The sequence below is a fragment of the Streptomyces sp. NPDC050145 genome, from assembly GCF_044460245.1.
In the GTDB taxonomy this organism is placed as follows: Bacteria; Actinomycetota; Actinomycetes; order Streptomycetales; family Streptomycetaceae; genus Streptomyces.
The window spans coordinates 447,926-473,450 of the sequence record NZ_JBITJS010000001.1 but is presented as its reverse complement, the minus strand read 5'-3'; the positions used below and the strand labels follow the sequence as shown (position 1 = coordinate 473,450).

At 71.5% G+C, this 25,525-nt stretch carries 23 protein-coding genes; 10 read left to right on the top strand and 13 right to left on the bottom strand.

The genetic code is table 11. From position 1 onward, the window contains the following. Nucleotides 1–27: 27 nt before the first annotated feature. Together pdxA and ACIBTU_RS02335 are read right to left on the bottom strand one after the other, a co-directional pair. Nucleotides 28–1,017 (bottom strand): 4-hydroxythreonine-4-phosphate dehydrogenase PdxA, encoded by a 990-nt coding sequence (gene pdxA, locus ACIBTU_RS02340; RefSeq protein ID WP_399123997.1) that lies wholly within the window; start codon nt 1,015–1,017, stop codon nt 28–30. After that, a complete protein-coding gene (locus ACIBTU_RS02335) occupies nt 1,014–2,207 on the bottom strand; it encodes a four-carbon acid sugar kinase family protein (RefSeq protein WP_399123996.1) in 1,194 nt (397 codons plus the stop codon). The genes pdxA and ACIBTU_RS02335 overlap by 4 nt, the downstream gene beginning before the upstream one ends. A 110-nt stretch (nt 2,208–2,317) precedes the next feature. Between ACIBTU_RS02335 and ACIBTU_RS02330 the strand changes: the two genes are divergently transcribed. Then, entirely contained in the window at nt 2,318–3,241 is a 924-nt protein-coding gene (locus ACIBTU_RS02330; protein ID WP_399123995.1) for a LysR substrate-binding domain-containing protein, read from the top strand. A gap of 30 nt (nt 3,242–3,271) precedes the next feature. Here the strand turns inward: ACIBTU_RS02330 and ACIBTU_RS02325 are convergent, their stop codons facing one another. Continuing rightward, nucleotides 3,272–4,240, bottom strand: a complete 969-nt coding sequence (locus tag ACIBTU_RS02325) for an esterase/lipase family protein (protein WP_399123994.1) — start codon at nt 4,238–4,240, stop codon at nt 3,272–3,274. A gap of 212 nt (nt 4,241–4,452) precedes the next feature. Between ACIBTU_RS02325 and ACIBTU_RS02320 the strand changes: the two genes are divergently transcribed. Further along, entirely contained in the window at nt 4,453–5,148 is a 696-nt protein-coding gene (locus tag ACIBTU_RS02320) for an alpha/beta hydrolase (protein ID WP_399123993.1), read from the top strand. Nucleotides 5,149–5,194: 46 nt separating this feature from the next. Beyond that, complete coding sequence (locus tag ACIBTU_RS02315; RefSeq protein ID WP_399123992.1) at nt 5,195–5,533, top strand: hypothetical protein; 339 nt, start codon at nt 5,195–5,197, stop codon at nt 5,531–5,533. Nucleotides 5,534–5,581: 48 nt separating this feature from the next. On the opposite strand, the gene ACIBTU_RS02310 is transcribed toward ACIBTU_RS02315, so the two are convergent. The 5 genes from ACIBTU_RS02310 to ACIBTU_RS02290 all read right to left on the bottom strand — a co-directional run bounded on the left by ACIBTU_RS02310 (nt 5,582) and on the right by ACIBTU_RS02290 (nt 12,144). Further along, entirely contained in the window at nt 5,582–7,534 is a 1,953-nt protein-coding gene (locus tag ACIBTU_RS02310) for a discoidin domain-containing protein (protein ID WP_399123991.1), read from the bottom strand. A gap of 90 nt (nt 7,535–7,624) precedes the next feature. Then, on the bottom strand, nt 7,625–8,518 hold the full coding sequence (locus tag ACIBTU_RS02305; RefSeq protein WP_399123990.1) for a carbohydrate ABC transporter permease: 894 nt from the start codon (nt 8,516–8,518) through the stop codon (nt 7,625–7,627). Next, on the bottom strand, nt 8,515–9,486 hold the full coding sequence (locus ACIBTU_RS02300; RefSeq protein WP_399123989.1) for a carbohydrate ABC transporter permease: 972 nt from the start codon (nt 9,484–9,486) through the stop codon (nt 8,515–8,517). The genes ACIBTU_RS02305 and ACIBTU_RS02300 overlap by 4 nt, the downstream gene beginning before the upstream one ends. A 73-nt stretch (nt 9,487–9,559) precedes the next feature. Beyond that, a complete protein-coding gene (locus tag ACIBTU_RS02295) occupies nt 9,560–10,855 on the bottom strand; it encodes an ABC transporter substrate-binding protein (protein ID WP_399123988.1) in 1,296 nt (431 codons plus the stop codon). Continuing rightward, the gene (locus ACIBTU_RS02290) at nt 10,855–12,144 is read right to left on the bottom strand and encodes a Gfo/Idh/MocA family protein (protein ID WP_399123987.1); all 1,290 of its coding nucleotides are present in this window, start codon (nt 12,142–12,144) and stop codon (nt 10,855–10,857) included. Before ACIBTU_RS02290 ends, ACIBTU_RS02295 begins: the two co-directional genes overlap by 1 nt. 123 nt (nt 12,145–12,267) lie before the next feature. On the opposite strand from ACIBTU_RS02290, the gene ACIBTU_RS02285 reads away from it, so the two are divergent. Then, nucleotides 12,268–13,398 (top strand): ROK family protein, encoded by a 1,131-nt coding sequence (locus tag ACIBTU_RS02285; protein ID WP_399123986.1) that lies wholly within the window; start codon nt 12,268–12,270, stop codon nt 13,396–13,398. A gap of 15 nt (nt 13,399–13,413) precedes the next feature. On the opposite strand, the gene ACIBTU_RS02280 is transcribed toward ACIBTU_RS02285, so the two are convergent. Further along, complete coding sequence (locus tag ACIBTU_RS02280; RefSeq protein WP_399123985.1) at nt 13,414–14,967, bottom strand: isocitrate lyase/phosphoenolpyruvate mutase family protein; 1,554 nt, start codon at nt 14,965–14,967, stop codon at nt 13,414–13,416. Nucleotides 14,968–15,079: 112 nt separating this feature from the next. Between ACIBTU_RS02280 and ACIBTU_RS02275 the strand changes: the two genes are divergently transcribed. Then, nucleotides 15,080–15,460: a PPOX class F420-dependent oxidoreductase gene (locus ACIBTU_RS02275; RefSeq protein ID WP_399123984.1), complete on the top strand. Its 381-nt coding sequence runs from the start codon at nt 15,080–15,082 to the stop codon at nt 15,458–15,460. 7 nt (nt 15,461–15,467) lie between these two features. Here ACIBTU_RS02275 and ACIBTU_RS02270 read toward each other — a convergent pair whose 3' ends face one another. The 3 genes from ACIBTU_RS02270 to ACIBTU_RS02260 form a co-directional block, all read right to left on the bottom strand. Continuing rightward, nucleotides 15,468–18,824, bottom strand: coding sequence for a hypothetical protein (locus ACIBTU_RS02270; RefSeq protein WP_399123983.1), 3,357 nt, complete (start codon nt 18,822–18,824; stop codon nt 15,468–15,470). Between the two features lie 95 nt (nt 18,825–18,919). Further along, nucleotides 18,920–20,038, bottom strand: a complete 1,119-nt coding sequence (locus ACIBTU_RS02265) for a fatty acid desaturase family protein (protein ID WP_399123982.1) — start codon at nt 20,036–20,038, stop codon at nt 18,920–18,922. 7 nt (nt 20,039–20,045) lie between these two features. Further along, the gene (locus ACIBTU_RS02260) at nt 20,046–21,056 is read right to left on the bottom strand and encodes a ferredoxin reductase (protein ID WP_399124218.1); all 1,011 of its coding nucleotides are present in this window, start codon (nt 21,054–21,056) and stop codon (nt 20,046–20,048) included. 131 nt (nt 21,057–21,187) lie between these two features. On the opposite strand from ACIBTU_RS02260, the gene ACIBTU_RS02255 reads away from it, so the two are divergent. Beyond that, nucleotides 21,188–22,339: a PucR family transcriptional regulator gene (locus ACIBTU_RS02255; protein WP_399123981.1), complete on the top strand. Its 1,152-nt coding sequence runs from the start codon at nt 21,188–21,190 to the stop codon at nt 22,337–22,339. Between the two features lie 38 nt (nt 22,340–22,377). Beyond that, a complete protein-coding gene (locus ACIBTU_RS02250) occupies nt 22,378–22,716 on the top strand; it encodes a thioredoxin family protein (protein ID WP_399123980.1) in 339 nt (112 codons plus the stop codon). Nucleotides 22,717–22,734: 18 nt separating this feature from the next. On the opposite strand, the gene ACIBTU_RS02245 is transcribed toward ACIBTU_RS02250, so the two are convergent. After that, nucleotides 22,735–23,355, bottom strand: coding sequence for a TetR family transcriptional regulator (locus ACIBTU_RS02245; RefSeq protein WP_399123979.1), 621 nt, complete (start codon nt 23,353–23,355; stop codon nt 22,735–22,737). 76 nt (nt 23,356–23,431) lie between these two features. Here ACIBTU_RS02245 and ACIBTU_RS02240 point away from each other — a divergent pair, with 76 nt between their 5' ends. The 3 genes from ACIBTU_RS02240 to ACIBTU_RS02230 are packed head-to-tail and all read left to right on the top strand — an operon-like array spanning nt 23,432 to nt 25,466. Continuing rightward, entirely contained in the window at nt 23,432–24,127 is a 696-nt protein-coding gene (locus tag ACIBTU_RS02240; RefSeq protein ID WP_399123978.1) for an NAD(P)-dependent oxidoreductase, read from the top strand. A gap of 38 nt (nt 24,128–24,165) precedes the next feature. Beyond that, nucleotides 24,166–24,555 (top strand): pyridoxamine 5'-phosphate oxidase family protein, encoded by a 390-nt coding sequence (locus ACIBTU_RS02235; protein ID WP_399123977.1) that lies wholly within the window; start codon nt 24,166–24,168, stop codon nt 24,553–24,555. Then, nucleotides 24,552–25,466: a haloalkane dehalogenase gene (locus tag ACIBTU_RS02230; protein WP_399124217.1), complete on the top strand. Its 915-nt coding sequence runs from the start codon at nt 24,552–24,554 to the stop codon at nt 25,464–25,466. Before ACIBTU_RS02235 ends, ACIBTU_RS02230 begins: the two co-directional genes overlap by 4 nt. Nucleotides 25,467–25,525 lie beyond the last annotated feature (59 nt).

Genomic DNA, 25,525 nt, shown 5'->3' with positions numbered 1-25,525 from the left:
TGTTCCGGGCTGATGCGAGGCGGTGGGTCAGGGCTGGGCCGGCGCCGGTGCGGACAGGCGGTCGGCGTGGGTCAGGGCGGCGAGCAGGCTGGTGTGGTCGGCCGTGCCGTGACCGGCGATGTCGAAGGCGGTGCCGTGGTCGACGCTGGTGCGGACGAAGGGCAGGCCGATGGTGATGTTGACGCCGTGCTCGATCCCGAGGTACTTGACGGGGATGAGGCCCTGGTCGTGGTACTGGGCGACCACGGCGTCGAAGTCTCCGGCGCGGGCTCGCATGAAGACGGTGTCGGCGGGCCAGGGGCCGCTGGCCCGGATGCCTTCGCTCTGCGCGGTCCGGACGGCCGGCGCGATGATGTCGAGGTCCTCGCGGCCGAAGAGGCCGTTCTCCCCCGCGTGGGGGTTGAGGCCGGCGACGGCGATGCGCGGCGTGGGGATGCCGCTGCGCAGCAGTGTGCGGTGGGTGAGGCGGATGGTGTCGAGTACGCGGCCCGTGGTGATGCCGTCGATCGCGGTGCGCAGTGACTGGTGCACGGTGACCAGGACGATCCGCAGTTCGTCGGTGGCCATCATCATCGCGTAGTCCGTGGTGCCGGACAGGTCGGCGAGGATCTCGGTGTGTCCGGGGTAGGGGACGCCGGACAGGCGCAGGGCTTCCTTGTTGATCGGGGCGGTGACCAGGGCCCGTACCTCGTGGGCCGTCGCGAGCTCGATTCCGCGGCGGACGTACTGGAAGGAGGCCGCTCCGGCGCGGGCGTCGAGGGTGCCCCAGGGCAGGTCGGCCGGGAGGCCGTCCTCGGCGAGGACGTCCACCGTGCCGGGTTCGAACTGTGCCTGGCCGACGGAGGAGATGGGGCGCAGTGCGAGGCGGGTGTCGGCGAGCTGGTCGGCGCGGGCGAGGACGTCCATGTCGCCGATGACGACGACGGGCAGGGTGTTGCGGGGATCGGCGCATGCTTTGAGGGTGATCTCGGGGCCGATTCCGCAGGGGTCGCCCATGGTGACGGCGATGGGGGTCATGCGTGCTCTCCTGGGTCGAGGCGTTGTCGGACGAGGTGGGACAGCCGCAGGAGCAGGGCGTCGTCGCCGAATCCGCCTGCCTTGATCAGCACGGGCAGCGGGAGTGGGCCGGTCAGGGAGCCGCGGACGACGCCGGGTTCGGGTTCGTCGGTCAGGTCGATGCCGGTGGCGCCCAGGGGCTGGAGGACGGTGGTGGCCGTTTCTCCCCCGGTGACGATGAGGGCGTCGACGGTGTGGTGCTCGGCCAGTGCCCGGACGACCGCCGCCTGGGAGCGGGCGAGCAGCTGTGCGGTCTGCGGTGTGTGGCGTTCATCGGGTGTCTGCAGGGTGAGGACGGGGGCTGTCAGGCCGCGAAGCGTCTCCAGGGCGGGGGCCGGGTCGACATCGACGGTGACGCCTTGGACGTCGCTCCGGGTGCGTAGCTCGGCCAGCTGCCGGCGGGTCGCCGGGTTGGTGCTGCCGACCACGATCAGTGGACGTCGGGAAGTGGGCGGCAGTGACGCGGGGCCGCCCGTGGTGCGGGCACACCGTCGGGCCAGGGCGGCCGCCAGGCCTGGGGAGCCGACCCACAGCACTTCGTCGGGTCGCGGCACCGTTGCCACCAGACGATCGAGGTCGCGGTCCTCGGCGGCGGAGCAGACGATCAGGCCACCGCTACTGACCAGTTCGGGCAGCTCGGCCGCCTGCTCGGGCTGCGCGGGAGCGGCCTCCGGGAACAGCGTGGCGAGGTCGGAGCACCGTACGGGATGTACGGGGTCGCGGGCGTAGTCGCTCTCGTGGACCGGTACGCCCCGCACGTACTGGACCCCCTTCACCGTCACTCTGCCCTCGGCGGGGAAGGCCGGTGCGATGACGACGGCCCGCCTGCGCGATCCCGCCCACGCGGCCCGGACCTCGGCCGCGACATGACCGCGCAGGGTGGAATCCACCGTCTTGAAGAGCAACGCGGAGCCGGCGAACAGGTGGGCCGCCCGCTCCGTGCGCGCTGCGGCGGCCTCCTCGTCGAGCACCCGGGTCCCGAGATCGACCGCGCTGACGCCCACGGCGTGCCGCGGCACGTCCGCCGGGGCGGAGAGCAGGATCCGGGCGTCGTGCCCTGCCTGACGGAACGGCGCGGCGCCGTCCCCGGCGCTGGTGAGGTCGTCCGCCAGGATGGCGATGCCCTGCCGCGCGGCGTCGCGGAATGTCATGCCCCGCCCTCTCCCTCAGCAACTTCTCTGTGAACGGATCAATAGTCGTTCAGGCTGAAAGGGCAGGACAAACGATTCGTTCTCACAGGACCTGTGAGTAGGGTTCACGCATGCGATGGTCGGCCCTTCCTCCGTTGAACACGCTGCTCCCCTTCGAAGCGACCGTCCGGCACGCGAGCATGACGGCGGCGGCGCAGGAGTTGCACGTCACGCACGGCGCGGTGAGCCGACAGATCCAGAATCTCGAACGGGCCCTCGGAACCTCGCTGTTCGAGCGGAAGACCCGCGCCCTGCGCCCGACCCCTCAGGCCCGTCAGCTGGCGGCCGTCGTCCGGGACGCGCTCGACCAGATCGATGCGGCGGCCCGGCAGTTCGCGCATCGCGCGCCCGCGGGGCCGCTCACCCTCTCGTGCGAGCCCACCCTGCTGATGCGCTGGCTCATTCCCCGGCTCCCCGATCTGGCCGTGGACGTGCCGGACGTCGCCGTCCACCTGTCCGCGGGCGGCGGCCCCGTCTTCTTCGAGCGGGACGACATCGACCTGGCGATCCGGCGAGACGACTTCCCCTTCCCCGAGGAGGCGAGCCGGACCCGCTTGTTCGCCGAGCGGATCGGACCCGTGTGCCGGCCCGATCTCGCCGCTCTCCTGACCGGCCCGGGCGGCACGTCACAGGTGCCCCTCCTGCACACCGGCACACGGCCACAGGCGTGGGACGACTGGCGACGTATCACCGGGACGCCGACAGAGCCCGCCTCCGGCGAGCAGATCCTGGAGCACTTCTATCTGACGCTCCAGGCCGCCACGGCCGGCGTCGGGGTCGCCATCGCCCCGTATGCCGTCGCCCACGACGACCTGGAGCGAGGACAACTCGTCGCCCCCTTCGGGTTCGTGCCCGACGGCACCAGCTACCACCTCCTCAGCCGCCGGTCACCCGAACAGGACGAGCGCGTCCAGCGACTGACGGCATGGCTCCTCGCCAAGACGGGCCAGTTCCGCGTGCCGTGGGATGCCCGGGACACCCCCGCGTCGGCCTGAGTACGGTCCGGTCGGTGCCGGAGGCCGGATTCAGAAGGCCGGTGCCCTCAGGACACAGGGAGCCGCGGGGGCCGACGGGTCCAGGGCCCGTTCGACCAGGCCGACCGCGCGCGGGCTGTACGACATGCTCAGATGGGCGGAGAGGTCGATCGGGCAGCCCTCCTGCAAGGTGATGTTCCTAACCGTCGCCCCGGGGCCCGCCGTCATGAACGTGCTCTGCCACGGGGTGGTGATCTCGTCGTACTTGGTGGCGATCACGGTGTAGTCGACCCCGGGGACGGTGTCGCCGTCGGCGTTGAGCTCCTTGATGAAGTCGGACTTCTCGTACTGCTGGACGCCCGCCTTGCCGACGGACACCTGACCGGGTTCCAGGATCCCGAGCTTGTCGGCGAGCGTCGAGATGCCGCTCATGGTGGTGCCGTGGTTGGTCGCGCCGAGCTGGATGACCTTCTTGACCTTGTTCTTCGAGGGGTCGGCCGGGTTCGCGCCGCCGTCGGCCTTGAGATACCAGCGGGACAGGGTCCCGCCCTGGGAGTGGCCGACCAGGTCGACCTGTCCGGAGCCGCTGGCAGCGAGCACCTTGTCCACGAAGGCGGCCAGCTCCTTGGAGGACTCCTTGATGTCTCCGTAGCCCTTGACGGTCGGCGCGAGAGCCACCGCGGCGTCGTCGGTGTCACCGAAGTCGAGGGCGTAGACGCAGTAGCCCCGGGCCTTCAACTCGGGGGACATCCGGGCCCAGTTGTTGTAGCGGTTCTCGTACGTGCCGTGGACCAGGACGACCGGACGCGGATGGGCGGCACCGGGACGGCAGTTCCAGTCGTTGGCACCCGGCGGGTCGATGTCGAGGTGGAGGATCGAATGGACCATGGCGGGAAGGAAGTTGTCCTGCTCGGGGCCGGTCACCGCCGCCGCGGACGTGGAGGTGGCCAGGACCGTCGCCGCGGCGGCGGCACAGACGGTGCCGGCGTATCCGGACATGTGCGAGACAGATCGCCTCACGAGTCCCCCTTGGAGAAGCATCTACGTTGATTGGATAGTGGCAGTATCCAATAGGGGTGATCGCCGCGTCTCCGGAACGAGCGAGATAGCTCCCCGTCCGATGCGGCCATGGGCATCGCGCGACACTCGATCGGACTTTTCGTCGGGCCGCCGCGCCCCCGACGCAGAAGACTCGGACCAGTGCTGATCCCGCACAACGCAAGGAGAGAGCCATGAGCGGCAAACCCACCATCGTCCTCGTGCACGGCTTCTGGGGCGGTGCCGCGCACTGGGCCAAGGTCATCGTCGAACTGAACAAGCGGGGCTACGACAAGATCCGCGCCGTCGAGATCCCGCTCACGTCCCTCGCGGACGACGCCGAACGCACCCGCAAGATGATCAACCAGGTCGACGGACCCGTCGTCCTGGTCGGCCACTCCTACGGCGGCGCCGTCGTCACGGAGGCCGGCGACCTGCCCCAGGTGCGGGCCCTCGTCTACATCGCCGCGTTCGCACCCGACGCGGGCGAGAGCCCGGGCGGGCTCAGCCAGGAGGACCCGCCGGCCGCGTTCGACAACATCGCACCCGACTCCGACGGCTACCTGTGGATCAAGCCGGAGGCGTTCCACGAGAGCTTCGCACAGGACCTGAGCGCGGACGAGGCGCTGGTCATGGCCGTCACGCAGAAGGCGCCCCTCGGCTCGACGTTCGGCGACACGGTCACCGCCCCCGCGTGGCGCAACAAGCCGAGCTGGTACCAGGTCTCGGCCCAGGACCGCATGATCAGCCCGGCCAACGAACGCCGCATGGCCGAGCGGATGAACCCCCGCGCGATCATCGAACTCGACGCAAGTCATGCTTCCCTCGCCTCACAGCCCTCGGCCGTGGTCGACTTGATCGAGGCGGCCGTCGACGGCACCGGCGCCTGACTCCTCGCCGCCGTACGAGAAGTTCCCGGAAGCAGAAGGAGACACCGTGAGCGCGAGCGTGACGGACGAACAGATCCGGGCTCTGGCCGAAACCGCGAAGCCGTACAGCCTGGCGCTCCTTCGGTGGGGGCCGGAGCGGACCATGGACGGCGCGGACGCCGTCGAGCGCGAACACCAGCGGCGCATGGTGTCGCTGCGCGCCGACGGGGTGATCGCGGTCCTGTGCCCGGTCGGCTCGGACACCCTGGCCGGCGTCGCGATCATGACCGTGCCGGCCGAGGAGGCCACGGAGATCATGGCCGGGGACCCCTGCGTGCGCGCCGGGATGATGCGCTGCGAGGTTCACCCGTGCCACGGCTTCCCCGGCGACACGCTGCCTGCGTGAGGGGTGCCGGTCGCGCCGAGGCGCGGCCGGCCGGGCGGGCGTCCCTCGTCAGGCGACCGTGAGCTCGTTGAGGGCGATGTTGCCCCACTGGCGGTTGGCCGCCTTGACCACGAGGCGGAGCTGGGAGGTGTCGACGGGGGTGGGCAGGGTGAGGGTGCGGCGTTCCACGGTGGATGTGTTGCTCGCCCAGGTGATGGCGGCGTCGGTCAGCCGGGTCGTCCACGCCGACCCGTTCCACGTCTGGATGTCCACGCGGGTGAATCCCTGTCCCTGGCCGAAGTGGGTGGCCAGGGTCACCGAGGAGACGCTTCGGGTGGTCTTGAGGTCGACCGTGATGCTGCCGGGCAGCGTCACGGTGACGGGGCTCGCCCAGCTCGTCGACTCCTTGCCGTCGACCACCGCGGCGATGGATCCCTGGCCGGTGCCCATGGTGGTCGAGGCGACGGGTGCGCCGTAGCTGCCCGGCAGACCCTCGACGGCGCCGACCGCGACGGCGGCGGGCAGGGTGGCGCCCAGGATGTCCCGGCCTCCGTTGCCGGTGACGGCGAGGCCGGCGCCGATCGCGGCTGATCCGGTGAGGGGGCGGTAGCCGGTGAGGTCGGTGCGTGAGGTGGCCGTGCCGGGGGCGGTGAGCTTGGGGTCCCCGGTGATCGCCGCGGTGTCCGGCGGGACGGGGCCGCCGCGGTAGAGGTTGTTGCGGTAGGTGATCCCGGCGGTGTCGTAGGCCAGGTTCGCCTGGTTGACGAAGAGGTTGTTGCGGAAGGTGACGTTCTTCGGGTTGTGGTAGACCTGCGCGATCTTGTACAGCGGGCGGCTGGGTGAGGACGCGACGTAGATGGTGTTGTTGTAGACGTCGACGCCGTCGGTGTTGGTCGAGAAGGTGAATATCTCGTTGCCGTCGTTCTGGCTGATGTTGTAGCGGACGATCGCACTGGCGGGCGCGGTGCCGAGCGATACGGAGATGAAGAAGCCGCCGCCGTTGTCGTGGCTGTAGTTGTACTGGACGAGGCTGTCGTGGGTGGAGGCGTCCGCGTCGAAGGCGGTGCAGTCCAGTCCCCGGCCGCCGAACCGGGCTCCGTACACCTCGTTGAACTGGACCGTGGTGCGGTCCGCGCCCGACCACCAGATGCCGACGTTCGTGGTGGTGGAGGTGGGGCGGGCCACGGTGTTGTACTCGATGAGGGTGTCGGCGACCTGGTTGGGGTTGATGCCGCCGGAGCCGACGTCGTGGACGTAGTTGCCGCGGACGACGAGGCCGGTGCTGGGGGTGAAGGGGCCGTACTCGCCCGCGGGGATGTTGAGTTCGCCCCACAGGGAGGTCCAGCCCTCGCGCTGCATCCAGGTGGACCAGGTGGTGATGCCGTACGCCTTGGTGTCGGCGATCTCGTTCTTCTCGATCAGCATGCCGGTGTAGTACGTCGGGACGCTGTTGCCGCGGACGTTGACGAGGATGCCGGCGGAGCCGATGTTGCCCGAGCCGACCTGGGCCACTCCGTCGATCTTGTGGATGTACAGGTTGCGCAGGGTGATGCCGGGGACGGCGCCGATGTCCTTGGCGCGGACCTCGAGACCGACGCGCCAGGTGGTCGATCCGGTGCCGTTGGTGATCTCCAGTCCGTCGAGCGTCCAGTGCTTGAGGTTCTCGAGGAGGACGGCCGAGGCGACGGTGTTGTTGCCGGCGATGTGCGGCTTGGCGCCGGTGCCGTACGAGGTCGCCGTGACCGGGGCACCCTCGGCACCCGAGCCCTTGGGGGCGAACTGGCCGGTCCAGGTGCCTCCGGCGAGGAAGCGGACCGTGTCGCCCGGCTGGAAGACCTGCTGGTTCACCCGGGCCAGGGTGCGCCACGGCGTGGTCGTGGAGGTGCCGTTGGCGGAGTCGTCACCGGCGGTGGAGTCCACGTAGTACGTCGTGCCCGTGGCCGCTCTCGCGGTGCCGGCCGGCAGGGCGACGGTCAGGGCCGTGCCGAGCGCGGCGGTGAGAAGGGCGCGCCTGCTGTGCATGGAGCCTCCTGGGGGAAAGGTCTGCGTCACATGGGGTGGTTCCTGGATTCGTCGTGCGTCGTGGTGCGTCGTGGTGCGCAGTGCTGGTTGTTACTTGCCGATGCCTGCGGTCATGCCGTCGACGATGCGGCGGCCGCACCACAGGTAGAGGACGACCATCGGGTAGACGAGGATCGCGATGCCGGCGAACATGCCGCCCCAGTCGGAGGAGTACTGCATGGTGCCGTAGAGGTTGAGCAGGGCGACGGGCAGCGTGCGTTCGTCCTCGCCGGGGGCGATGATCATGACCAGCAGGGTGGAGTTCCACAGGCCGATCACGTTGAGGACCAGGACGGTGACGATGCCCGGCCGGGCCAGCGGGACCATGACCTGGACGAAGGTGCGCAGGGGTCCGGCCCCGTCGAGTTCGGCGGCTTCCTCGACCTCGCCGGGCAGGGAGCGGAAGTAGCCGGTGAGGACGAAGACGGCGAAGGGCAGGGAGAGCGCGACCTCGAAGATCAGCAAGGTGATGCGGTCGTCCCACCAGCCGGTGACCCAGTCCACCATGAAGGTGCTGAGGGAGAGTTTGACGACGACGACGGGAATGATCAGGGTCTGGAGCGGGATGCTCATGCCCATGGCGAAGTAGCTGGTCAGGGCGCCCGCCGCGCGTCGTGACGAGCGGGCGAGCGCATACGCGGCGGGGGCTGCGACGGCGACGATGAGGAAGGCGCCCACGGCCGTCAGCAGGACGCTGTTGAGCGCCGCCTTCGAGAACTGGGCGGCCTGCCACGCGGAGGAGTAGTTCGCCCACTGCGGTGCGGTGGGCAGCGAGAACGGGTGGATCCAGACGTCGCGCGAGGACTTGAGGGACTGGAGGCCGACCCAGGCGACCAGGAGGAGGTTGAAGGCGGCCCAGATCCACAGGGCGACCGCGGTGAGCCTCGGGAGCAGGATGTCGCCGACGATCCGGGCGGGCGCACGGTTGTTTCTGACGGGGTTCACGAGAGCTCCACTCGGTCGCGGCGGGTGAGGCGCCGGATCAGCAGGATCAGGACCGCGGTGATCAGGACGACGACCACGCCCATGGCCGCTCCCTGTCCCAGGTCTGGGACCGTGGTGCCGCCGGCGATGGAGATGTACTGCTGCACGGCGACCGTGCGTGCCTCCAGCGGCGGGTTGCCCGGTGTGCCTCCGGTGGTGAAGGCGAGGACGATCTCGAACACCTTGAGGCTGTTGACGACCCAGAGAACGGCGGCCACGGAGAAGACGTCCCAGGTCAACGGGAGGGTGATGTACCGGAACTGCTCCCACTTGGTGGCCCCACTGAGGTGCGCGTCCTCGTAGAGGTGTGGGGGGATGGCATCGACGGCGGACATCATCAGAGCGATGTAGAAGCCGGTGGAGGACCAGACGAGGCCGGCGATGATGCAGCGGAAGACGAGGTCGGGGCCGAGCCAGGGCAGTCCGTCGATCCCAAGGACGGCGAGGATGTCGTTGACGGCGCCGTCGGGGTTGAGCAGGAACCCGATGGCGGCGCCAACGGCGATGGCCGAGATGATCATGGGCAGGAACACCACGGCCCGGATGAACGCCCGGCCCTTGAGCTGGCGCAGCACGGTCATGGCGAGGAACGTGACCGCGAAGACGGCGCCGCCCCCGCCCACGGCCAGGACCAGGGTGTTCCAGAACGAGGACAGGAACGCTTCGTTGTGGAGGAGCGCCGTGTAGTTCTTCAGGCCGCGCCAGGTCATCTCGGAGCCGGGGCCGGGCCAGCGGTACAGGCTGACCCAGACGCCGTAGAGCGAGGGCACCACGAACAGCGCGGTGTAGAGCGCGAGAGCCGGGGTCAGAAAGCGCCAGAACGCTCTCTCCCGTGCGGGCCTGACCTTGCGTCGCCTGCTGGTCGCTTGATCGGGCGGCGTGCTGGTCGGCCTGGTGTCGCGCGGGGTCCGGGTTGCTGTCGCGCTCATGGTCACCTGCTTCGGGGGCGTCGGGGGGCCGGGGGTCGGACGGGGGGCTGCGGCGTCGCGCTGCCGGGCAGGGTCAGCTGTTGGCCTTGATGGAGGCGGCGCTCTTCTCCTTGCCCTGGGCCACGAACTCCCGTGCGGTGATCTTGCCGCTGAGCAGTTTGTCGTCGAGCGGCATGAAGATGTCGGTCCACCAGGCGTTCAGAGCGGGGGCTCCGTCGTACGGCTTGTGGACCGCGGTGGCGTCGGTGATGGTCTTCTGCATGCCGGTGAGGTTCTCGGGGGCGGGCACCCCGGACCGGGCGGGGATGTTCAGTGCCTCGGTCCCGATGCGGGAGGCGTACTTCTTCTGCTGGAAGAAGGCGAGGAACTTCTTCGCGGCGTCGGGGTGCTTGCCCTTGGCGTTGACGCCCCAGCCGAGCGTTCCGGCTTCGACGGAGTTCTTTCCGCCGGCCGGGTACTGGAAGGACTCGATCTTGGCGTCGGCGGGCAGCTTCGGCTTGATCTCGCTGGTCAGCCAGGTTCCGTTGATGTTGAGGTCGTAGGTGCCGGTGGCGAACTTGTCCTGTGCGGCGGGGTACTTGGTGGCGATGAAGTCCTTCTGGAAGTAGCCGCCTTCGGCGAGCTGCTGCACCTGCTTCGCCGCCGCGAGCACCTCGGGCCTGTCCCAGGCCGCGGCGTCGGTGCCGAGGGCGTGCAGGCTGCCGGCTCCGTTGGCGCGGACGAGCGCGGAGTAGAACCAGTAGGCGTTGTAGAAGGGGACGGTGCCGTCCTGGCCGAGGGGGGTGCGGCCCGCCTTCTTCGCCTTGTCCAGGTAGGCGGTGAACTCGGGCCAGGTCCGCGGCGGGGTCTCGGCGAGGTCGGGGTGCTTGTTCGCGTCGAACCACACGCCCGTGGAGATGACGGTGTGGGGTATCAGGCCGAGGCCCTTCTCGTCGCTGGACGCTTCCTCGGCGGCGGCCGGCAGGACGTCGCCGACGGTCTTGCCCTCCCCCGGGATCTTCTGGTTCAGGACGTCTTCGAGGGGGGCCAGCAGGTTCTGGGCGCGGAGCTTGCCCATGGTGTCGGTGCCGGTGTCGAACAGGTCGGGGCCCCGTCCTGCGGCCATCTCGGTGGCGAGGGTGTCCGTGCCGTTGCGGCCCATCCACTTCACGTCGACCTTGATGCCGGTGGAGGCGGTGAAGTCGGCGATCGCCGCGCGGAAGATCTTCGCCTGCGGTTCGTCCCTGCCCCAGGTAGAGGTGTAGGAGAAGGACGCGTCCGCCTTTCCTTCGGCGGAGTCGCCGCTGTTCTTCTTGCCGCATGCGGCGGCGCCGAGGGCCAGGGTGCACAGCAGGGCGAGCGCGGTGGTGCGGGTCAGGGGCTGCTTCATCACATCGTCTTTCCGGTGAAGGGTCTGTCCTGCGGGACGAGGGTGCTGACCGTGCGGGTACGGCGGGCGGTCTCGGCGGCCCAGACCACCCGGTGGGTGTCGAGGCTTTCGCGGCCGGTGGAGCGGATGGGGGTCGGGTCCTTGTCGCGTACGGCTTCGACGAAGGCATCCAGGAGGACCTCGTCGCCGCCGCCGTGCCCTTCGGCCGCCGAGGCTCCGGGGCTCGTGTCGGTGACGACGGTGGAGTGGGTGTCGGTGAGGAAGTCGTGGATGCGCAGGTTCACGCCGTCGCCCTCGATGGAGCCGTGGGTGCCGAAGACGCGGGTCTTACGGTGTTCCAGCGCGGCGAAGGCCGTCATCATGAAGCTGGCGGTGGTGCCGTCGCCGAACTCCATGTCCACCACCTGGCTGTCGACGACGTCGTTGTCCGAGGCGTACACGCAGCGGCCGTACGGTCCCTCGCGCAGGGCGGCCAGGACGCCGTCCTCGGTGTGGTCGTCGGTGACGGCGGACAGGGGCCACCACTCCTTGGCCGGGTCGCCGAGACAGTCCAGGTAGATCCGCTTGGCGGAGTAGGGGCAGGTGGATTCCACCGGGCAGTCGAGACAGTTGTCGGCGGCTTTCTGGGGCCGCTTCTCCGGGCGGAAGTGCACGAGGTTGCCGAAGGAGGAGACCCGTCGGGGCAGGGCTCCCTTGATGTGCACGATCCAGTCCAGGTCGTGGCAGGCCTTCGCGAGGAGCATGGGCGCGGAGGCGGCCTCGTTGCTCCAGTTGCCGCGGACGAAGGAGTGGGCCTGGTGCCACCAGCCGACCTGCTCGAGGTGCTGGATGTTCATGATGTCGCCGATGCGCCCGGCGTCGAGGATCTCCTTGAGCGTCTCGGTGTAGCGGGTGTAGCGCATGACGTGGCAGACGGCGAGGAGGACGCCGTGGCGTTCGGCCGCCTCGGTGATCTGTGCGGCTTCCTTCTCGGTCGGCGCCATCGGCTTCTCCACCAGGAGGTGGTAGCCGAGTTCGGCGGCGCGGACGGCCGGCTCGACGTGCATGCTGTCCTGCGTCGAGATGATCACCGCGTCGGCGAGACGTTCCCGGTCGAGGAGGTCGCGCCAGTCCTCGAACACGTTGCGCTCGTCGATGCCGTGTTCCTCGGCGAAGCGTGTGCGGCGTTCCTGGTCCGGTTCGGCCACGGCCGTGATGCGCGCCCGGCCGGTGACGCGGGCCCGGCGGGCGTATCCCGTACCCCTCAGGCCTGCGCCGATGACCGCGAGCTCGACTTCCGGACCGTGCATCGACAACCTCCGCTGGCTGCTTGCGACTTACTAATGAAGGATGTTTTTATTAGTAGCGTCGAGTTCTGTCAATACATGTTGAGGTGTGTGCAGTTGAAGATTCGTGGGAGCGACGGATCGCGCATGCGGCGGATCAACATGGTCGCCACCATGCGGGCGTTGCGGGGCGGACCGCCCATCGGGCTCACGGAGTTGGCGGCGCGTGCGGAGCTCTCCCGGCCCACGGTCGAAGGACTCGTGGAGGAACTGACCGGCATGGGGTGGCTGAGCGAAGTGCCGCCGCAGGCAGGCCATATGGGCCGTCCCAGGCGCCTGTTCCGCTTCCGCGCGGAGGCCGGACACGTCCTGGGGCTCGATGTGGGCGCCTCCAGCATCCGGGCGGTCGTCTGCGACCTGGACGGAGTCGTCGCCGGCCGGCACTCCGCCGCGGTGGACGCCTCGATCGGCCGCGCGGAGAGACTCGCCGCCCTGCGCGACGCCACGGACGAGGCGCTCGCGGCGGCCGAGCTCACCCGGGCCGACGTGATGGCCGTGTGTGTGGGGACGACGGGCGTGGTGAGCTCGTCGGGGATGGTGCGGCTCTCCGACAGCCTGCCCGAGTGGACCGGCCTCGATCTCGCCGCCGAGGTCGGCCGGGACTTCGACGCACCGGTCCTGGTGGAGAACGACTGCAATCTGGCGGCCCTGGCCGAACGCTGGACCGGCGTGGCACAACAGGTCGACGACGTGGTCTTCGTCCTGTCCGGCCTGCGCACCGGCTGCGGCATCCTCATCCGGGGCGAACTGCACCGCGGGCGACGCGGCGCGGCCGGCGAGATCGGGGCCCTTCCGCTCGTCGGCTGGCACCGGGCCCCCGCCCAGCTGATGGCGTATCCCCATCTGGCCGAGGGAACCCCGCGCGAGCAGGTGGCCGCCCTGGTCCTCACGGCGGCCCGGGCCGGGGATCCGGCGGCGCTCGAGGCGGTGGACCGCTTCACCCAGAGCCTGGCCGAGGGCATCGCGGCGCTCGTGCTCAGCATCGACCCCGACCTGGTGGTGCTGGGCGGCGGTGTGTCGCGATCGGCGGACGTGCTGATGGAGCCCTTGCGCCGCCACCTGGACCCGCTGTGCCTGGAGCCGCCCGCCCTGGCGATCTCGGACCTCGGCGATCAGGCCGTCATGCTCGGAGCCGTACGGCACGCCCTGGACCATGTCGACGCGCGTGTCTACGACATCGACGCGCCGCTGTCCGCTCCTGGGCGGAAGCCCGCGTGACGCGAGGGCCTCGCCTCACATGGCGCCTCGTGGCCTCCCCGTAGGCGCCCCCAACGCCTGTACCTCCGCGTAGGAGAGGGCCGGAGGGTCCGTCGGCAGGCCGTCGCGGATGCCGCTCGCGGTGGTCACCGCCGCCGCCAAGGCGTTGCGGTACAGCAGGGAGCCGAGGCTGATCCTGCGGACGCCCAGGGCGGCCAGTTCGGTGACGGTGGGACCGGTCGGCGTGTACAGGATGTTCAGCGGGACGACGAGGGTCGCCGTCAGGGCGGCGATCCCGTCCGGATCCGAGAGCCCTGGCACGAACACCCCGTCCGCGCCCGCCTGTTCGTACACCGCGAGACGCGTCCGGGTCTCTTCCTCCTGGCGTCCGAGCCAGTAGGTGTCGGTGCGCGCGTTCACGAACAGCTCGGGCACGGCGGCCTTGACGGCCGCGACCTTCGCGGTGTGGAGTTCCGCGGGGGCGAGGGAGCCGTCCGCACGCCCGTCCTCGAGGTTGATCCCCGCGGCGCCCGCGTCGTGCAGCCTTCCGGCCAGCTCGGCCACTTCCTCAGGGTCATCGCTGAATCCCCCTTCGACGTCGACGGTGAACAGGAATGAGCCCCGTCCGAGTCGGCGGGCCAGCGCCAAGGTCTCCTCGACCGTCGCCGCCGCACCGTCGGGGAGACCCGCGGCCGCGGCCACGCCGAGACTCGTGGTGCCGACGGCGCGGAAGCCCCGCGCCGCCAGAAGGGCCGCGGACGCGTAGTCCCAGGCGTTGGGCAGCAGCAGCGGGGTGGCCTGGTCGTGCAGCCGGGCGAAGGCGGTCCGCGGGCGCTGGAGCAGGCCGTCGGCCAGGGCCAGGGCGTGGGCCCGGCCGGGGCAGACACGCGGCGGTGCGCCGAAGGTGAGGGGCACGGGGTGAGCCCGGTTGGCCGTCGCGAGGTCCAGCAGCACCCCGTCGCCCTCGGCGATCTCGCGACCGGCGACCCGGGTGGCACGAGCGGCGACCCGGCGCATGACCGCCACCGGCGGATTCTCCCGGAGCACCCGAGCGAGCGGTACGTCGCTGCCGGCCGCGGCCTCCACCAGCGCGGCCGTCGCCGCGCAGGCCTGCACCAGAATCCCGATGCGATGGGCGGCAGCCTCCAGAGCGACCTCGTCCGCCGGCACCGGCACGCACTGCGCCACCAGCCGGGCCACCGCCCCGTCCTCGGCCACGGTCGCTTCCGCGCCCCCGAAACAGGCCCCGGCCACCACGATCACGTCCGCCGCGGCTGCCCCGGAGTCCGGCAGCCCCAGCGCCTCGGCAAGGGTCCGCACCACCCGTACCCGGACCTCCCCTTCGGGCCCCGCCCCGACCGCCCTCCGCAGTTCGGCGGGCTCGAGCCGGGCCAGTTCGGCCTCCACCAGAGCCCGCCGTCGCCGGTGCGCCTCACCGGAGCTGAACCGGGCCACGGTGGCGCGCAGCCACGCGACGCCGGCCCCGGCCGGACCACCGTCCGCGGCGGGCGGCTCAGGGACGAGCGCCGGGTCGGCGAGCGCCGCCTCGATGTCCGCGGAGCGGTCGAACTCGTGCATCGTGTGCGTCATGGCCCTGACGCTAGGTCCGGAACAGTTCGGTCTCCCCCGAACTGTCCTTGCGCCATCATGGCCTCATCGCCGCACCAGGGTCGCCACCCGACCGGATCAAGGAGCACCGCGCATGATTCCCGCCGAACTGAGCCGAGGCCGGTACGTCAGCCTGACCACCTTCCGCAAGGACGGGACTCCGGTCGCCACACCTGTCTGGTTCGCGGTCGAGGGTGACGAGTTGTACGTGTGGACCCGGATCGACTCCTGGAAGGTGAAGCGACTCCGCCGCGACCCGCGCGTGGTCGTCGCCGCGTGTGACGTACGCGGCCGGATCGCGGCCGACGCGACACGCCTGGAGGGCACCGGCCGGCTCCTGGACGCCGACGGCCTCAAGGCCGTACGGAAGCGGCTCGCCCGCAAGTACACCTGGCAGTGGTGGCTGACCGACTTGCCCGCCACCGTCGCCCGGCTCGGGAAGCGGCCCCACGTCGCGATCGCGGTGAAGTTCTGAGCAGCCGTCAGGGGGCCGTGCAGACGCGTACCGCCGCGTCGCGGACGTCCGGGCACGGGTGTCTGCGCAGGGCAGCCAGGTGGGCGCGCCAGGGGGCGGGCCAGGCGCTGCGGTCGCCGGACGCCTTGGTGATCGCCCAGGCGAACAGTCCCTCCGCATGGGTGCCGGAGGCGGCCAGCGACCGTGCCGCGCGGTCGAGTTCGTGCTCCGAGGGGTCCTCGTGGCGGAGCCGGTGGCGCAGGACCTCGGCGGTGCGGGCGGCGAGTGCGGGGCGGTCGGCGTGCAGCCGCGCCAGTTCCCGCAGGCCGGGCTCCGGGGCCGCGAGGTCGACGGTCGCCAGGAGGACCTGCGTCGCCGCCTCGGTGCAGGTGTCGTGCCCGGCGAGGAGCAGAGCGACGGAGCGGGCGGCGGGACGCAGGGCGGCGGTTCGGGGAGCCCGTCCGGCGAGGAGTTCCGCCACGTACTCGACGCGGCGGTGTGCGGGCCGGTCTCGCTCCTCCCCCGCGTCCGGTTCGCTGCCGAGGTCGATGAGGGCGGCCACGGCGGCGAGCAGCGCGGCGGCCCGGTCCGGGGTGCGGCCGGCCTCGTCGACGAGGCCGCCGGCCGCCGTGCGCCACAGGCCGCGGGTACGGCGCTGTACGTCGAGGAGGACCCCGGCGAACAGCGCGGGTGCCTTCGGCGACCAGGGTGCCCAGCGGGTGAGTGCGGCGAGCGCCGTGGCGGCGAGTTCGTCGTGGTCGGTGTCGGCGACGGCGGCGACGAGGGCCGCGTAGCGCTCGCGGTGTGCCGGGGCGATGTCGAAGGGGGCCGGGCGCAGGGCGGCGTCGCGCAGTACGGCCGGGCGGTCCTCGCGTGCGGCGTCGGTGAGGATCTCCCAGGCGGGCTCCTGGCCGAGGAGGCGGCGCGCGGCGAAGGCGACGCAGACGGCGCGCACGTCGGGGTGGGTGCCGGCGGCCGCGTAGACGCGGGCGAGCAGGCGCGCCGCGTCGGGGGCGGGCAGGCAGGCCGCGGCGAGGCGGGCGCCTTCCTTCCGGCTGGTGACCTTCTTGCCGGGGCCGGTGAGCAAGTGGTCGAGGAGTGCGGCGAGTCGGGAGGGACTCACGTGTCGGGCGGCCTGGGCTGCCGCGTACACGGCGACTCGGGCACGGTCTCCGCCGGCGTGGTCGAGCAGCAGGGGCAGGTCGTCCCCGCTCCGGCCGAGGGCGCTGAGGGCGGCTTCGGCGATGACGACGTCGGGGGACGCGGCCCATGTCCGTACGAAGGCGTACCCGCGGTCGGGTACGTGCGCGGCGCGGTGGACGGCGAGACCACGGCGCCAGGAAAGACTCCCCGCGTCGTCGGCGATGCGCCGCAACTGCCGCAGGTACGCCTGCTGCTGACGCGGCAGCCAGCGGCGCACCGCCGACCGGTCCGCCGGGAACGCCCAGGCGCCCTTCGCCGTGAGGAACCGCCCGAGCGGTGGCCGGTCGGTGAGGAAGCGGTCGAGGAGGTCGGTGCGGCGGTGGGCCACGACCGTGGCCACGCAGTCGAGTTCGACGGCGGACGGTTCGAGGTCGAGGATGTGCGCCACGCGTGTGTCGCGGGTGGCGCTCGGCTCCAGCCAGAGCTGGATCGCGGTGCGGACGGTCGTGTCGTTGCCGTGCTCGATCGCGTGGCGGAGCCAGTCCTGAAGTTCGGGCATCCCGGCGGCGCGGCGTCCGGTGGCGCGGGCCAGGGCGAGGACGAGGCGGTACTCGTTCTTCGCCGCCTCACTCTCGATCCGCGGGCGGAGCGCCGCGTACACCTCGTGCTCCTGGCCGCGCCGCAAGGTGCGGTCGAGACGGCCGAGGTCGAGGCCGCCGCTGCTTCCGTTCAGGGCGGTGAGGGTGTCCAGGGCCCATTCGGTGTGCTCGCGGCCGGGTGCGGTCGCGTGTTCGCGCAGGATGCCGAGGGCGAGGCGGGACACGGCGGCGCTCGTGGGGTACGAGCGGTCGCGCGCCTGGAGGGCGTCGGTGACGAGGCGGCCGAGGTGCGGCAGTGCGCTCGGGATCCACAGGCGCGGGTGCACGTCGTCGGCGAGGGCGCGCAGGGCGGCTCCGCGCACCGGGTCCTGTTCGTTGCGCAATCGCGCGGTGAGTTCTCCGGCCAGTGAGGCCAGGCCGGCCGGGTCTCCGGTGCGGGCGACGTGACGTACGTACAGCGGCCAGGCCGCGCCGCGGTCCTCGGCGCGCGGCCTGCGCGTGGCGGCGTCGAGCGCCTCCCGCGCCTCCGCGGGCGGCAGGAAGGACTCCGCGGTGAGGACGGTGAGCCAGTCCTCTCCCTGCTCGCGTGCCGCGCGGGCCGCTTGCCGGGCCACGTCGGCGACGTGCCGGCGGGGAAGGGCGGTCAGCAGCCCGTCGTGCACGCCGTCGTGCTTGGTCCCGCGCCCGGCCCTGACCGCCTCGTACGTGGCCCAGCGGTCGGCCGGTGCCTGGGCGTCCAGCAGGGCGGCGAGGTCGTCCGAGTCCGCGGCGAGGGCGCGTGCGCAGTCGGCGAGTTCCGGTGCGCCCGAGCGGGCCAGGGCCCGCAGCGTGGCAGGGCTCAGCTCCCACGGGACGGGCAGGGACCTGCGCCACGGACCGGCGTACCAGCGCAGCACCCGCGCGGGGTCGGCCTTCGCGAGGACGTCCAGGCAAGAGACGATCCGGGACGGCACATGGTCGGGCGGGTACGTGTCGAAGAGGCCGAGCACGCGCTGCGGGTCGGCCGGGGCGACCGCGGCGAGCAGCCGTCCGTGGTCCTGGAACCACCGCGTGCGGGCGCTCTCCGGCACTGCGGCGAGCTCGCGTTCCGTGACGTCCACAAGGGCACCGGGGTGTCGCCTGGCGAGTCCCGACCAGCCGCGGACGGCGTGGAACACCTGAGGAAGCAGCCGCGCCACGACGTCCCGCGAGCAGCCGGGCAGGAGCTTCGCGGCGTCGGTGTCGCCCCACTGCTCGCGCACCTCGTCGACGAGGCGGTCGGCGAGGGCGGGGCGCCGCCCGCCCGCGAGGTGGTGCAGGATCCCGGCGCGGACCACGGCGGGGGCATCGCGCAGCGCTGTCTCGAACGAGGCGTCGGGCACCGGCAGCCCCTGGGCGGCGCGCATCGCGTGCCCGCGCACGAACGCGTCGGGGTCGGCCAGGTGCGCCGCGACCCAGTCGGCGTCACGCCCGGCGCAGGCGAGCAGGGCGCCGACGCCTCGCTCGTAGGAGCCGCGGCGATCCAACTCCGCGATCACCCCGGCCAGTTCACGGCTCGCCGCCAGTTCCGCCGCCCGGCGTGCCGCCTCGCGGACCCTGTGCGGGTACGAAAGCGGGTCGAGGGTGTCGAGGAGTTGGTCGGCTGTCGTGCGCGCGTCGGACATGCGACGAGTGTGCCTGCCCACCTCGGGCAGGCCCATCGAATATCCGGTCCGGGTCCTCGGCCGGTCCGGTCTCCGCGCTCGCCCGTGACCGGGGGTCAGGCCGCGACGAGTTCCTTCTCGCGGTCCGGGGTCTTGATCTTGGGCTGCTTGTTCGGCAGCGAGAGGCGGAAGACCTTGCGCCAGGCGGAGAACACCTGCACGGGCAGCGGCCCGCTGACGTACTCCAGCTCGTACTTCTCGAACAGCGCGCGCACCTTCACCGCGACCTCGGCGTACCGGTTGCTCGGCAGGTCCGGGAACAGGTGGTGCTCGATCTGGTGCGACAGGTTGCCGGTCATGAAGTGCATGGCCTTGCTGCCGCTGATGTTCGCCGAGCCCATCATCTGGCGCAGGTACCACTGGCCGCGCGTCTCGCCCTTGATCGACCGGCGCTCGAAGACCTGCACGCCCTCGGGGAAGTGCCCGCACATGATCACCGAGTGCGACCAGATGTTGCGGACCAGGTTCGCGGTGAACGTGGCGGCGAGGGTGGGGAGGAACGACGGGCCGGACAGCAGCGGGTGGATCACGTAGTCCTTGAGCACCTGCTTGCGGATCTTGCGGCCCACGGCCTTGGCCCGCGCGCGGAACTCCGGGTTCTTGCGGCGGCGCTTGCTGAGGTTCCTGCCGAGCTCCAGGTCGTACGCGGCGATGCCGTACTCGAAGAAGCAGGCGTTGATGAAGTTCCACAGCGGCTGGCCGAGGTGGAACGGGTGCCACTTCTGGTCCTCGTCGACGCGCATGATGCCGTAGCCGAGGTCGTTGTCCTTGCCGATCACGTTCGTGTAGGTGTGGTGCAGCTCGTTGTGCGAGTGCTTCCACTGGTCGGCCGGCGAGACGTGGTCCCACTCCCAGGTGGTGGAGTGGATCTTCGGGTCCCGCATCCAGTCCCACTGGCCGTGGAGGATGTTGTGGCCGATCTCCATGTTGTCCATGATCTTCGCCACGGAGAGACCTGCGGTGCCGATCAGCCACGCCGGCGGGAAGAACGAGAACAGCAGCACGCCGCGGCTGGCCAGCTCGAGCTTGCGCTGCGCCGAGATGACCTTGCGGATGTAGGCGGCGTCCTTCTCGCCGCGACCGGCGATCACCTCGTCGCGGATCGCGTCCAGCTCGCGGCCGAGCTCCTCGATCTGCTCCGCGGTCAGGTGGGCGGTGGGGTCGATGGCGGTCAAGGCGTTCCTACCGTTCGATGTCGCAAGGGCCCGCGGCGGCGGACACACAGGTCTGGATGAGGACGCCCGGCTCGCCCTCGGTGATCTCGCCGGTGCGCAGGTCCCGGACGGCGCCCGACTTCAGCGGCGCGACGCAGCCGAAGCAGATGCCCATGCGGCACCCGGAGGGCATGAGCACGCCTGCCTCCTCGCCGACGTCCAGCAGCGGTGTGGCGCCGTCCGCGTCGACGGTCCTGCCGGTGGCGCTGAACGTGACCTCGCCGCCGTCGCCCGCGACGACGATCCCGGGGCGGAAGCGTTCGGTGTGCAGGCGTTCCTGCACCCCGTGCTCGATCCAGTGCATCTCGGCGGCGTCGAGCAGGCCCGCGGGCCCGCACGCCCAGGTCTCGCGCTCGGCCCAGTCGGGGACGAGTTCGTCGAGACGGGCGATGTCGAGCATGCCGTCCGTGTCGGTGTGCACCTCGGTGAGGCGCAGCTTCTTGTCCGCGACCAGGTCGTGCAGTTCGTCGCGGAAGATCACGTCCTGCGGCCGTGGCGCGCAGTGGACCATGACGACGTCGTCGAACTCGGTGTCGCGCAGCATGCCCATCACGGGCGTGATGCCGCTGCCGGCCGTCAGGTAGAGCACCTTGGCGGGCTTGGCCCGCGGCAGTACGAAGTCACCGGTCGGCTGGTCGAGCTGGATCAGCGTGCCCGGCGTCGCCCTGCGGACCAGGTGGTTGCTGACCTTGCCGTCCGGGATGGCCTTCACGGTGATCGTGACGCGGCCGTCCTGGCGGTGCGTCGGCGAGGTGAGGGAGTAGGCGCGCCACAGGCGCACCCCGTCGACGTCGACCCCGATCCGCACGTACTGACCGGCCGTGTGGCCGCGCCAGCCCCGTCCGGGCCTGATCACGATGGTCGCGGCGTCACCCGTCTCGGGGTGCACGGCCTCGATGCGCCCTCTCAGGTCGGCGCCCGCGCGCAGCGGGCTGACCAGGTCGAGGTAGTCCGACGGCAGCAGCGGCGTCGTGACCATCTCCAGCAGTTTCCACGCCCTGCTGCGGAGGGCTGCACTCGTCATGGCTCCAGCTTGCTGCGCCGCGAGGCGTAAAGTCCTGACCGAAAGACGTAAATCTGGTCGACAGAATTGTTCGCAGGGAACAAAACGTGAGCCATGCATTCCGGAAGGCCAGCGAGCTGGCCCTGGACGAGACGACGGTCACCGCGCTTCGGGCGGAGCTGAGGACCACCGCCGACGAGATCGTCCAGGCGATCATCGACGAGGTCCCGTCCTACGCCAACGCCCTTTCGGGCCGCATGGGCGCCACCATCCGCCGGGCCGTCCGCACCGCCCTGGGGCACTACCTGGATCTCGCGAGCGGGAACGCCACGGGCGGTGACGCCGGTGACGCCGCCTACGAGCTGGGCCGCGGCGAGGTGCGCGACGGCCGGTCGATGGACGCCCTGCTCAGCGCCTACCGCGTCGGCGCCCGCGTGGCCTGGCGATGCCTGGCCGCCGGTGCCGTACCCGCGGGTCTGCCCGCCGCCGAGGTCGCCAAGTTCGCCGAGCTGACCTTCGCCTACATCGACGAGCTCTCCGCCGCGAGCGCCGCGGGCCACGCCGACGAGCTGGCCGCCCGGGGCCGGGACCGCGAGCGCCACCTCGAACACCTGGCCCGCGACCTCCTCGCCGGGGCGAACCCGGACGTGCTGCTGGCCTCTGTGCAACAGGCCGGGTGGCAGCCTCCGGTCTCGCTGACGGCGGTCCTGCTGCCCGCCGCCCAGGCCCGCCCTGCCTATCGCACGCTCGATCCGAGCACCCTCGTCCTCGACGATCTTCCGGACGCCACCGGTGTGCTGCTCGTCCCCGATGCCGACCGGTCACGTCTCCTGCGGCAGCTGAGCGACCGTGCCGCCGTGGTCGGGCCGGCCCGGCCGTGGGCTCGCGTGTCCGCCTCGTACGCACGGGCCGTCCGCGCGCGCTCCCTGTCCTGCGACATCCGCGACACCGAGGAGCACCTGCCCGAGCTGGTGCTGAGCGCCGACGTGGACGCGTTCGCGGACCTGCGGGCCCGGGCGCTCGCACCGTTGCGGGCCCTGCCCGCCGCGACCGCTCGGCGTCTGGAGGAGACGTTGCAGGCGTGGCTGCTGCACCAGGGCAGGCGGGACGAGGTGGCGGCGGCGTTGTTCGTCCATCCTCAGACCGTCCGGTACCGGATGTCGCAGCTGCGGGATCTGTTCCCGGAACTCGCCTTGCCGCACCGGGTCCTGGAACTGACGCTGGCGCTCGGTCTTCGGGGCGCACCGCGCACGGGATGATGGGGCAGGAACGACGGAACGTGAGGTCAGGAGATCGCATGGCGAAGCGGGTGCACCGACCTCGTGAGGACGCGGAGTTCGATTTCATCCTCGGGATGAGCGCAGTTCCGGTCCTCGGCTACTTCACCGGGACGTGGCCCAAGGCGATCGAGCCCTGCCGGGTGATGGACCTCGTCGTCGGCGGCGTCGCCGACGACTTCGCGGGCCGCCTGACGGTCGTCCGCGCCGACATCACGCGGTGCCCGTCCGCGACCGAGCGGTACGCGGTCACCGAAGCCCCGTCCTGCGTCCTGCTGAAGGACGGCGAGGTGGTGGCGCACGCCACGGGGCCGATGACCGTGGCCGAGGTGCGGGAGTTCCTGGACTGCCACCTCTGAGCGGGCGCCTCTGAGCGGTCACCTCTGAGCGGCTTGTGCGCCGCGGCCGCTCGCTCTGGTGGGGGCCAGGGCCGTGCGCAGGGCCGGGGTGAGGATGCGGCGGGTCTCGGCCGGGGTGAGGGCGGCCGGGGTGGGGAGAGGGTTGAGGTAGCGGGTGTAGATGAGGCCGCCGAGGATCGTCACCACGGCCGTCGCACGGGCGGTCGCGTCACGGCCGCCGAGAAATTCAACAAGCCGGGCCAGCAGCTCCTGTTCCAGGTATTCGCGGATCACCTCGGCGGCCTCGTCGCCCTGGGCGGTGAGCCGCCGGAAGTCGGCGTCCTCCCACAGGCCCGTGACCGCGTCGATCAGGCGGTCGGCGAGGGTGGCCGGGTCGCCGCCGAGGACGTCGTCCACCGCCAGCGCGTTGGCGCACTGGAACTGCATCACGTCCGCGAACAGGCCCTTCTTCGAACCGAAGTGGTAGGCGATCAGCGCCGGGTCGACGCCGGCCGCCGCGGCCACGGCGCGCACCGTGGTGCCTTTGTAGCCGCGCTCCAGGAACAGCGTGCGGGCGGCCGGGACGATCGACTCGCGGGTCGGCGGGTTGCCGCGGGGGCGGCCTCGGGTGCGGGCGGGAGCAGGCGCGGCGTTATTCATCAGCGTTGAGCCTGCGGTGCGTGATCGGCACAGTCAAGGGCGTTCCGACCACCACACGAGGGGATGACCCGACACCATGCGCATCGCAGTCCTCGGCGCCAACGGACCGACCGGCCGCCATCTCACCGACCAGGCTCTCGCCGCCGGCCACGAGGTCGTCGCCGTGACCCGCCGCCCCGGCTCCCTCTCCTCCGATCGGCCCGGACTGGCCGTCGCCGTCGCCGACGCCACCGATCCGGCCGCCGTCGACGCCGCGCTCGCCGGGACGGACGCGGTCCTGTCCGCGCTGGGCGCGCGCTTCGGCAAGGAGACCATCACCACGTACTCGGCGAGCGCCACCGCCATCACCGAGGCCATGACCCGCCACGGCATCAAGCGGCTCCTCGTCGTCAGCTCCAGCATCGCCGACCCGGACTGGCGCCCCACCGGCGCGCACTTCTTCAACCATGTCCTCGACCCGCTGGTGAACCGGCGCCTCGGCCGCACCCTCCACGAGGACATGCGCCGCATGGAGGACGTGATCCGCCGGACGGAGCTCGACTGGACCCTCGTGCGGCCCTCGGGTCTCTTCGAGCACCCCGTCGTCACGGACTTCCACACCGCCGAGACCAGCGCCGACGGCGTCTTCACCGCCCGTGCGGACCTCGCGGCGAGCATGCTGCGCGAACTGGAGGAGCGGCGCTACGTCCGTACCGCGATGGGCGTGATCACCACGGCCGTGAAGCCGAACATCGCCAAGCTCATCTGGAACGAAGGCGTGAAGAAGAAGTGAGCCGGGCGAAGGCGACGACAACAACGAGAACGACGGCCGTGGAACTCCCGGACGCCGCCGAGGCGTTCCTCGCCGGCCCGCACACCGCCACCTTCACCACCCTCCGCCCCGACGGCACCCCGCACGTCACGCCGGTCCGCTTCACCTTCGACGCGGCCACCGGCACGGCCCGGGTGACCACCCGGGCGGGAGCCCGCAAGGCCCGGAACGTGGAGGCGGGCGGCCCGGCGGCCCGTGTCGCGCTCTGTCAGGCGGACGGCTTCCGCTGGGTGACCCTCGAGGGCCGGGGCTCCGTCTCCGACGATCCCGTGCGCCTGGCCGAGGCGGTCCGCCGGTACGCCGCCCGCTACGGCGCGGCCCCGCCCACCCCGCCGGACCTGGTCGTCGTCGAGATCGCCGTCGACCGCGTCCTGAGCCTCAACATCTGACCGATCCGCCGCACGGAAAGCGAAGTGACACCGCGATGCCCACTCTCCCCGTCCTCGACTCCACCCTCCACCACCGCGAGTCCGGCGATCCCGACGGGCTGCCGTTCGTCTTCCTCCACGGCAACCCCACCTCCTCCCACCTGTGGCGGAACGTCCTGCCGGGGGTAGCCGCACCAGGCCGCCGTCTTCTGGCCCCCGACCTCATCGGCATGGGCGACTCCGGGAAACCGGACATCGCCTACTCCTTCGACGACCACGCCCGTTACCTCGACGCCTGGTTCGACGCCCTGGGTCTGACCGAGGCCGTCCTGGTCGGCCACGACTGGGGCGGTGCGCTGGCCTTCGACCGGGCCGCGCGTCTCCCGGACCGGGTCCGCGGCCTCGCCTTCACCGAGACGATCGTCAAGCCGCTGGTCGGCGACGAGTTCCCGGCCGCAGGGCGGGAGTTGTTCACTCTGCTGCGCACCCCCAGGGTGGGCGAGGAGATGATCCTGGAGAAGTCCCTCTTCGTCGAAGGGCTCCCGGACACGATGGACACGCCGCTCGACCCGGCCGACCTGGAGGTCTACCGCAGCCCCTTCCCGACGCCGCGGAGCCGTCGGCCGGTGCTGGCCTGGGCCCGCATGATGCCGCTGGACGGCGAGCCCGCCGACGTCGTGGCCCGCGTCGAGCGCTACGACGCCTGGCTAGCCGCCAGCCCTGACGTCCCCAAGCTGCTCGCCGCGTTCGAGCCGGGGCGGGGCGCCATGACCGACCGAGGCGCCGTGGCCTGGTGCGAGGAGAACATCGCGGGCCTGGACGTCTCGCGCCACGGCCCGGCCGGCCACCACTCCCCCGAGGATCGTCCCGAGGAACTGGCCGAGGCGATCAGCGCGTGGGCCGACCGCCATGGTCTGGCACGCCTCGCCTGAACGGGAACGCGGTCCGGAACCCTGGCCGAGCGAGCGGCGCATCACGTGTGAAGCCCTGC

What these genes read in the sequence shown, in the direction of transcription:
- ACIBTU_RS02295 (WP_399123988.1), bottom strand. Translation starts at nt 10,855, where the DNA reads ATGAAGCAGCCCCTGACCCGCACCACCGCGCTCGCCCTGCTGTGCACC.
- ACIBTU_RS02240 (WP_399123978.1), top strand. Translation starts at nt 23,432, where the DNA reads ATGCGCATCGCAGTCCTCGGCGCCAACGGACCGACCGGCCGCCATCTC.
- ACIBTU_RS02300 (WP_399123989.1), bottom strand. Translation starts at nt 9,486, where the DNA reads ATGAGCGCGACAGCAACCCGGACCCCGCGCGACACCAGGCCGACCAGC.
- ACIBTU_RS02280 (WP_399123985.1), bottom strand. Translation starts at nt 14,967, where the DNA reads ATGACGCACACGATGCACGAGTTCGACCGCTCCGCGGACATCGAGGCG.
- ACIBTU_RS02260 (WP_399124218.1), bottom strand. Translation starts at nt 21,056, where the DNA reads ATGGTCACGACGCCGCTGCTGCCGTCGGACTACCTCGACCTGGTCAGC.
- ACIBTU_RS02290 (WP_399123987.1), bottom strand. Translation starts at nt 12,144, where the DNA reads ATGCACGGTCCGGAAGTCGAGCTCGCGGTCATCGGCGCAGGCCTGAGG.
- ACIBTU_RS02245 (WP_399123979.1), bottom strand. Translation starts at nt 23,355, where the DNA reads ATGAATAACGCCGCGCCTGCTCCCGCCCGCACCCGAGGCCGCCCCCGC.
- ACIBTU_RS02320 (WP_399123993.1), top strand. Translation starts at nt 4,453, where the DNA reads ATGAGCGGCAAACCCACCATCGTCCTCGTGCACGGCTTCTGGGGCGGT.
- ACIBTU_RS02270 (WP_399123983.1), bottom strand. Translation starts at nt 18,824, where the DNA reads ATGTCCGACGCGCGCACGACAGCCGACCAACTCCTCGACACCCTCGAC.
- ACIBTU_RS02335 (WP_399123996.1), bottom strand. Translation starts at nt 2,207, where the DNA reads ATGACATTCCGCGACGCCGCGCGGCAGGGCATCGCCATCCTGGCGGAC.
- ACIBTU_RS02285 (WP_399123986.1), top strand. Translation starts at nt 12,268, where the DNA reads ATGCGGCGGATCAACATGGTCGCCACCATGCGGGCGTTGCGGGGCGGA.
- pdxA (WP_399123997.1), bottom strand. Translation starts at nt 1,017, where the DNA reads ATGACCCCCATCGCCGTCACCATGGGCGACCCCTGCGGAATCGGCCCC.
- ACIBTU_RS02310 (WP_399123991.1), bottom strand. Translation starts at nt 7,534, where the DNA reads ATGCACAGCAGGCGCGCCCTTCTCACCGCCGCGCTCGGCACGGCCCTG.
- ACIBTU_RS02275 (WP_399123984.1), top strand. Translation starts at nt 15,080, where the DNA reads ATGATTCCCGCCGAACTGAGCCGAGGCCGGTACGTCAGCCTGACCACC.
- ACIBTU_RS02250 (WP_399123980.1), top strand. Translation starts at nt 22,378, where the DNA reads ATGGCGAAGCGGGTGCACCGACCTCGTGAGGACGCGGAGTTCGATTTC.
- ACIBTU_RS02330 (WP_399123995.1), top strand. Translation starts at nt 2,318, where the DNA reads ATGCGATGGTCGGCCCTTCCTCCGTTGAACACGCTGCTCCCCTTCGAA.